Below are 6,980 nucleotides of genomic sequence, written 5' to 3'. Positions count from 1 at the left end.
ACTCCGACCCGAGCCTCCAGATCCACATAGGAAAACAGCGATCCAGAGCGCTCATCCGACCCGCGCATCAAATGCCCCCAGCCAACTCCTCAAGCCGAGTGAATCACGCCAAACGCCGCCCCGCTACAGACTTTTTCAACAGCCTGTTAGACACGTTTCCGCGCGGTCGTGGGGTAGTTGCATCACCGGGCCCGCCAGTTTTCAAGAATTTCTGCCGTTACGGCCGGAAATCTGCTGGCTGAAGCGCTCATGAAAGAGTTTCAGTAGGGCATCGTGGCCCGCGTCCGAGGAGCTGCACACCGCGTCGGTGGCTATCACAACATGATAGCCATAATCCACGGCTCCCAACGCCGTCGACAGGACGCAAATATCGGTTTCCGCGCCCGAAAGGATGACGACGTCAGCCTGGATTTCCTCGAGGTATCTGACGAGCCGGATCCCAGCGAACCCAGAGTATACGGGCTTGTCGAACACCCGCGCCGGGGGGGTAAAACGTGCTAACTCCGGCATGAGTTCGAGCAAGTTAGGGTGGATCCGTTGCTGCGTCGTCTCGGGCCAGCGCTTGTAAAGGGCACGCCAGGCGCCCCGCGCATCGTCCTCAGTTCGGGGCGTGATGAACCTTGTGAATATCGTCGCGTCTGGGCAATGCGCAGAAAGAGCAACGCACTGGGGTAAAACCTTCGGCATCCACGGCGTACTCCACGGGCCAGCTGGCGAGAACAACCTCTGCATGTCGACGCAGATATGGACCGCACGCGCGGTCAATGGAGGTAACCTCTCCCCCATAGCATTGACCTCTTACACATGGGCACTTGGCCAGCCGGTGGGGAAACCTACTCGCGCGAGACATACTCCACGCTGGTGACCGAGCAGACCTTTACCTCGCCACCAGGAAGCCCAGTACGAGTCCCGCGGCAGTTGCCCATCCCACCGCGCGCATGGGGCGTGCTCGGATTTCCTCTTCTATTAGTTGTTGAAATTCGCTGGCCGCTTGCCTTCCGATTGCCGCCATACGGTCAGTGCCCACACCATCAGGTGACAAAGTGGCAGAGGCTCCGGTCGCATCGTGATCGAAATCATCCTTAAGAGCGTCGGCGTGCTCTGACATTTCTTTGAAGCTCGAAAAATGGGTTTGATTTTCCATCGGTTTTGACTCCGGCGAAGAGGATTTTCGTTTCAACTCGGTGAGTCGAAGACAGTTCCGAGTTGATCAACCGCCGCGATCCCGGACATCTGGCGGTGCCGTGAAGCCCGGCGGAACCCGCTTTGGTCGAAATGGCGTGAGGACAGCTCGCTTTCCGACTACGCGACCGTCTCTCACAGGTGGAGTTCCAGGTGTCCGGCGACTTCCGGATGTTCACCGTCAGCGTACGCAGGGAAAACAGCGGCGTCATCTATCGGGCGAGCATTCAACTGACCGGTGAACGGACCGAATGTTGAACCGCGGACGAGCGCGACGTGGCGGCTGCCAACCAGGAAACACCAACAGGTCAACCCGGGAGGACAACGGCGGAACGCGACCTAGAAAAACGAACGCACTACCGAGCTACCGGCGGCATTATTCCGAGCGCTGGTAGGAAGATTGCAGGGTGGGGCGGGGCGCTTCCCCGCAAGCGTGTTCTCACGTCCGGCCCGCGACCCTTCCAAACTGAATATCGGAGCGCACGCGTCTTCAGGTGATGGCTAGTGCCATGCTTCTACGCCGATCACCGGCTCGTCCCAACTCCACCTCCGCGAAACAATGAGATGCGGCGGGTCTCCCTTTCTCATTTTGATCTGGGGCCAGCCCTTCTTGATTAGCCGTTGTTCCGCCGCCGGGCGCGCTCGGCACGTCGCTCAAAATCATTGCGAAGCGCCTCGAGCTTCTCTTCGTCCAGCTCTTCGAGGTCGAGGAGTTCCTCGCGGGCCCCTTCGAGGCGAACGATCAGTTCGTCCAGCTTGATCTGCATAGCGCAGGTGTCTCGATTCTGGCTGTTCTGGATGATGAAGACCATCAGAAAGGTCACGATCGTCGTCGAGGTATTGATCACCAACTGCCAGGTGTCGTTGAAGCCGAAAATCGGGCCCGAAAGTGCCCAAAGAACAATGGCCCCGAGCGCGACGAAGAAGGTCTGGGGCTTTCCCGCCCAACGCGCCGTGGTCTGGGAAAGGCGGGTGAACAGCGAGGCTCCCCTCCCAAGTTCGGCCGGTGAATCCTCATAGTTTGCCATCGCGCACTCGCTTTACTTGATCGTCAGGGCGGGAGCCCCGGATATCGGGGCCCCCAAACATTGGCTAAGCGGCCTTCGCCACGGCGGATGTGTTGACTGAGGCCGCGGCGAGCTTCGAAAGGGCTTCGTCAGTTTTCGATTCTTCGGTGAGAGTCTGATCAAGGAGGCCTATGGCGTCCTTGAGACCAAGCTGTCCGGCCCAGGCTTTCAGCGTTCCGTACCGGGCGATTTCGTAGTGCTCCACGGCCTGGGCCGCCGCGAGCAGGCCTGCGTCCATGGCGGGGCTACCGTCATAATCCTCCATCACCGCCTTGCCTTCCTCGATGATGCCGAGAATGGCGTCGCAGGTCTTGCCGCGGGCTGCTTTGCCGGCAATCTCAAAGACCTGCGCCAGACGTTCGATTTGTCCCTCCGTCTCCTCCCGGTGCTTTTCGAATGCGGCCTTCAGTTCCTGGGATTTGGCTGCCTTTGCCATCTTCGGAAGCGTGCGAAGAATTTGCTTCTCGGCGTAATAAACGTCCTTGAGCATGTCGATGAACATGTCATTGAGGGTCTTGGCGTCCGCCATGGCTGTCTCCCTGGTTTGGGTAGGCTTCCTTGAGACAGGTCGAACATCGTCGGCAGGGGATTGTTCCAGTTCGATCACGTGTTCGCGGCCAACGCCCATGCCCGCGGTTTGGCAGTCCGGTGCACGAACAATCTCGGTGTCTGTGCGAAGCTCGTCGGGCTGCCGAACCAAATGCGACGGGTGACGTTCCTGCTCCCAGAGCGTGGAGGTTACCGATGAACGCGTTGCAGGAGCACAGCCGTTCGGTCTGGATGGACGTGAAGGTTGCCAGCCATGCCAAACCGCTCAGTAAGGATCTCACCATTGACGTGGTGGTAATCGGAGCCGGCATCGCCGGTCTGTCAGTGGCCTACGAGCTTCTGCAACGTGGACGATCTGTTGCCGTTGTGGACCGTGGTGCGATTGCCGGCGGAATGACCGCACGAACGACAGCCCATCTGGCGCCCATTTGCGACGACTCCCTGGCTGAGTTGATTTCAATGCGAGGGACGGAACTCTCCCGCACGTTCCAGGACAGCCAGAGCGCTGCGGTCGATCGGATCGAGACAATCCAATCCAAAGAAAGCATCGATTGTGAATTTCGGAGGCTCGACGGCATCCTGTTTCTCGACCCGACGAGCGACGAGAACGTCCTGCAAGATGAAATCGATGCCGCCAAAGAATTAAAAGTCGCCGTCAAACGCGACAAAGGACTCCCGCTCCACGGACTCGAGGCGACGCCCTATCTCCGTTACCCCAACCAGGCGACCTTTCATCCTCTGAAATATTTGAATGGTCTTTGCGACGCGATCAAAGCAAAGGGCGGACGTCTTCATCCAAACACCGCTGTCGATGAGCTCCACGAAGTAGGCGACATCGTTAAGGTGACGCTGGAGAATGGTCACCACATAATGGCCCTGCATGCTGTGGTCGCGACCAATTCGCCGATCCATCAGACAGTAGGCTTCCACACCAAACAAGCTCCGTACCGCACCTATGCGATGGCGTTCGACCTCAAGCGCGGACAGGTGGAAGACCAGTTGTACTGGGACACGCTCGATCCCTATCACTACGTGCGCCTGACTTCCGGCGTCGATGGTCGCGACATCCTCATCGTCGGTGGCGAGGATCATAAAACGGGTGCAGCGGACAACGCGCCCGCGCGTTTCGTGGCTCTCGAATCTTGGATCCGGATGTTGGTGCCAAATCTCGGTGAGGAAACGCATCGCTGGTCCGGACAAGTCATGGACACGCTCGACTATTGTGCGTTCATTGGATTGGATCCGGATTACAAACGGGTCTACGTCGCGACCGGCGACTCCGGCCAGGGTATCACCCACGGCGTCGTCGCCAGTTTGATCATCCCGGCGATGATAGCCGGTGAGGAAAGTCCTTACGCCTCCGTCTACGATCCCGGGCGCAAGCCGCTCAAGGCGGCGGGAAGCTTCATTTCAGAGAACGCAACGCTCCTCGCAAATGCTGCGTCGTATCTGGCGCCGGGTGAGCTTGGCTCGGTCGACGAATTGGCTCCCGGACAAGGGGCAATCATCCGGCGCGGCCTAGCCAAGATCGCCGCGTATCGCGACGACAAAGGGAAGTTATTTGAACGATCAGCGGCCTGTACGCACCTTGGCTGTCACTTGCAGTGGAACTCTTTTGAGCGGTGCTGGGACTGCCCCTGTCATGGTTCCCAGTTCGCACCAGATGGCAGTGTCCTCAACGGACCAGCCATAGCTCCGCTCCCTGCGATCGAAAGCTGAATGATCCGCGATAGAGCGTCTGCGATTATCACCGCGCTTCCATCACAAACCGTGGAGCATGCGACGGCATCAAGCGTTCCGCGAGAGCAACCGCGCTCGTCCTAGGAGGTTCGAATGTAAGGGGTGATCCCCGCCCTCGACGTATCAGCTCGCGGGAGTCCGCAAGATGACGCGCGCGCGCCCCAACTACTCCACCACGCGGATGATTGGAATCGTTCCGGGGGCAAGGAACTTGCAGGCGTCTGATTGGGTTCAAGCCAAGCAGCAGCATCGAGGTGCTAAAATGGGTTCTTTGCCGAGGCTAAATCATTCGAAGTTTAGACCCAGCCGGCTGTCGGATCGCAGGTCTTCGCCGGCGCGAGCGAGGTCAATCGCGGCCATGCCCACGGAATTATCCCGAGTGACATGCGAGGACGAGGAGGGGGACATTCACACCGTAATAATCTGGCGCCTTTATCCGGGGCTTCGCAGCACTTCCTACACGCTCGATACGGGAGCACCGGTGACCTATGTCGACGAACGCACTTTCGAGATCGATCACACTGCGGTGTTGATCACACGAATGGACTGACATCGGCGGAGCCGTCCAGTTCGGCGCGTCGACGGGCGGTTCGAAGGTTGTGATCGTCTATCTCAGCGAGCCGTGGAACCCGTTCGCCAGAAAAGCGGCTGCGCGCCGTCATCGTGCCCGACGGTAACGTCGTTGTCCGCCAAAGCTATTGGCACCGGTGAGCGTCGTCGTCCTCGCGAGTACCTCAAGATATTCGGGCTCCATCGAAGGCGAGGACCGGCAGCAGATCCAGCGTCGGCCGACGGAACGGGCTGCCATGTCTTCACCTTCGGACAGATGGCGCACGCCTTTTTGGCGGAGATTACCGGCGGCTGGAAAACCGTACCTGCTGGAACTCTTGCCTCCGGAGCCTGTTTGCCTGTGGGGGCATGGTGGTCGGTATGTGGTTGCCCGACCTGAACTCGTATGAGGAGTCAAACCGATGCGCGCATTATGCTGGCACGGCAAGGGCGACGTTCGCGTCGATACAGTCCCGGATCCCAAGATCGAGCACCCCCGCGATGCAGTGATCAAGATAACCTGCTGCGCAATTTGTGGCTCGGATCTGCATCTTCTCGACGGCTATCAGCCGACGATGGAGAGCGGCGACATTCTCGGCCACGAGAACATGGGCGAGGTGATTGAGCTTGGCTCTGAAGTCACCAATCTGAAGATAGGCGACCGCGTCGTCGTGCCTTTCACAATCAGTTGCGGCGACTGCTGGTTCTGCCGGCACGGCATGTTCTCAGCCTGCGATCGGACCAATCCCAATGCCAAGATGGCAGCGAAGGCGATGGGCCAGTCGCCCGCAGGATTGTTCGGATTCAGTCATATGCTGGGTGGCTATAGCGGTGGCCAGGCGGAATATCTGCGCGTGCCCATGGCGGATATCGGCCCGATCAAGGTCCCCGACAGTGTTTCCGACGAGCAGGCCCTGTTCCTCTCCGACATCTTCCCGACCGGGTACATGGCTGCCGAGAACGCCCAGATTCAGGACGGCGATACCGTCGCGATCTGGGGTTGCGGGCCGGTCGGCCAGTTCGCGATCCGCTCGGCCTTCATGCTGGGCGCCGGCCGGGTGATCGCTATCGACGACGTCTCGGAACGATTGGCGATGGCCGAGGCCGGCGGTGCCGAGACCATCAACTTCTCGAAGTTCGACGTCTATGACGAGCTGATGGTGCGGACGAAAGGCCGAGGACCCGACAGTTGCATCGATGCCGTGGGCTGCGAAGCCGCGGGCCACGGTACGGCGGACGCCATCCTCGACAAGGTCAAGGCAGCGACCCTTCTTGCCACGGACCGCGTCCACGTCCTGCGTGAGGCCATCATGTGCTGCCGCAAGGGGGGCACAATCTCGATCCCGGGCGTCTATGTCGGCATGGCCGACAAGATTCCGATCGGGGCCGCGATGAACAAGGGCCTTACCTTCAAGATGGGCCAGACCCACGTCCAGGCCTATACGAAGCCGCTGCTCGCGAAGATCGAGGCAGGCGAGATCGACCCCAGTTTCGTCATCACGCATCCAGCGAGCCTCGAGGACGCGCCCGAAATGTACAAGAAGTTCCGCGATAAGGAGGACGGCGTCATCAAGGTTTTCTTGCGACCGTAGTTTTGACATCCCGTTCCGAACCGGAGGGAAAGGCGTTGCACACTTCAGCAGAAGCCTCGATCCTGAGAGTATTTCGTTCTTCTACTTCCTTTCGGTGCCGAATCTGCCCTCGGAGCGGGGCCTGATTTCCGCTTTACGCACGTTGCCCGAGGAGGTGTGGAGGCCGATCAACCCGTCGCGGTCACAGCATCCCTTCGCCTATTGATAGGCCTTCGATATCATTAGGCGAAAAGCAATATATTGGACCGGAAGGGGTTTTTTAGCGAGCGTTTTTGCCACCTCGTAATGTCCGCAACGGGTT

7 protein-coding genes are annotated in these 6,980 nt (G+C 59.3%); 3 read left to right on the top strand and 4 right to left on the bottom strand.

Annotation, left to right across the window (positions count from 1 at the left end):
• Positions 1-201: 201 nt before the first annotated feature.
• From AC1DGP_RS33275 to AC1DGP_RS33260, 4 genes are all read right to left on the bottom strand, one after another.
• Positions 202-732 (bottom strand): cysteine hydrolase family protein, encoded by a 531-nt coding sequence (locus AC1DGP_RS33275; protein WP_476833145.1) that lies wholly within the window; start codon positions 730-732, stop codon positions 202-204.
• Between the two features lie 145 nt (positions 733-877).
• On the bottom strand, positions 878-1,144 hold the full coding sequence (locus AC1DGP_RS33270; protein WP_476833142.1) for a hypothetical protein: 267 nt from the start codon (positions 1,142-1,144) through the stop codon (positions 878-880).
• Between the two features lie 652 nt (positions 1,145-1,796).
• Entirely contained in the window at positions 1,797-2,210 is a 414-nt protein-coding gene (locus AC1DGP_RS33265; protein ID WP_476833141.1) for a low affinity iron permease family protein, read from the bottom strand.
• A 64-nt stretch (positions 2,211-2,274) separates the two neighbouring features.
• Complete coding sequence (locus AC1DGP_RS33260; RefSeq protein ID WP_476833140.1) at positions 2,275-2,778, bottom strand: YciE/YciF ferroxidase family protein; 504 nt, start codon at positions 2,776-2,778, stop codon at positions 2,275-2,277.
• A 215-nt stretch (positions 2,779-2,993) separates the two neighbouring features.
• Here AC1DGP_RS33260 and AC1DGP_RS33255 point away from each other — a divergent pair, with 215 nt between their 5' ends.
• From AC1DGP_RS33255 to AC1DGP_RS33245, 3 genes are all read left to right on the top strand, one after another.
• The gene (locus tag AC1DGP_RS33255; protein WP_476833139.1) at positions 2,994-4,517 is read left to right on the top strand and encodes an FAD-dependent oxidoreductase; all 1,524 of its coding nucleotides are present in this window, start codon (positions 2,994-2,996) and stop codon (positions 4,515-4,517) included.
• 400 nt (positions 4,518-4,917) lie between these two features.
• Entirely contained in the window at positions 4,918-5,088 is a 171-nt protein-coding gene (locus AC1DGP_RS33250; protein ID WP_476833138.1) for a hypothetical protein, read from the top strand.
• Between the two features lie 421 nt (positions 5,089-5,509).
• Positions 5,510-6,679, top strand: coding sequence for a zinc-dependent alcohol dehydrogenase (locus AC1DGP_RS33245; protein WP_476833137.1), 1,170 nt, complete (start codon positions 5,510-5,512; stop codon positions 6,677-6,679).
• The last annotated feature ends 301 nt before the right edge of the window (positions 6,680-6,980 follow it).

The organism is Allobosea sp. 05T433, from assembly GCF_056396065.1.
This window is presented reverse-complemented; position numbering and strand designations above follow the sequence as displayed.

Coding starts and splice junctions, on each gene's coding strand:
- AC1DGP_RS33275 (WP_476833145.1), bottom strand. CDS start 732: ATGCAGAGGTTGTTCTCGCCAGCTGGCCCGTGGAGTACGCCGTGGATG.
- AC1DGP_RS33270 (WP_476833142.1), bottom strand. CDS start 1,144: ATGGAAAATCAAACCCATTTTTCGAGCTTCAAAGAAATGTCAGAGCAC.
- AC1DGP_RS33265 (WP_476833141.1), bottom strand. CDS start 2,210: ATGGCAAACTATGAGGATTCACCGGCCGAACTTGGGAGGGGAGCCTCG.
- AC1DGP_RS33260 (WP_476833140.1), bottom strand. CDS start 2,778: ATGGCGGACGCCAAGACCCTCAATGACATGTTCATCGACATGCTCAAG.
- AC1DGP_RS33255 (WP_476833139.1), top strand. CDS start 2,994: ATGAACGCGTTGCAGGAGCACAGCCGTTCGGTCTGGATGGACGTGAAG.
- AC1DGP_RS33245 (WP_476833137.1), top strand. CDS start 5,510: ATGCGCGCATTATGCTGGCACGGCAAGGGCGACGTTCGCGTCGATACA.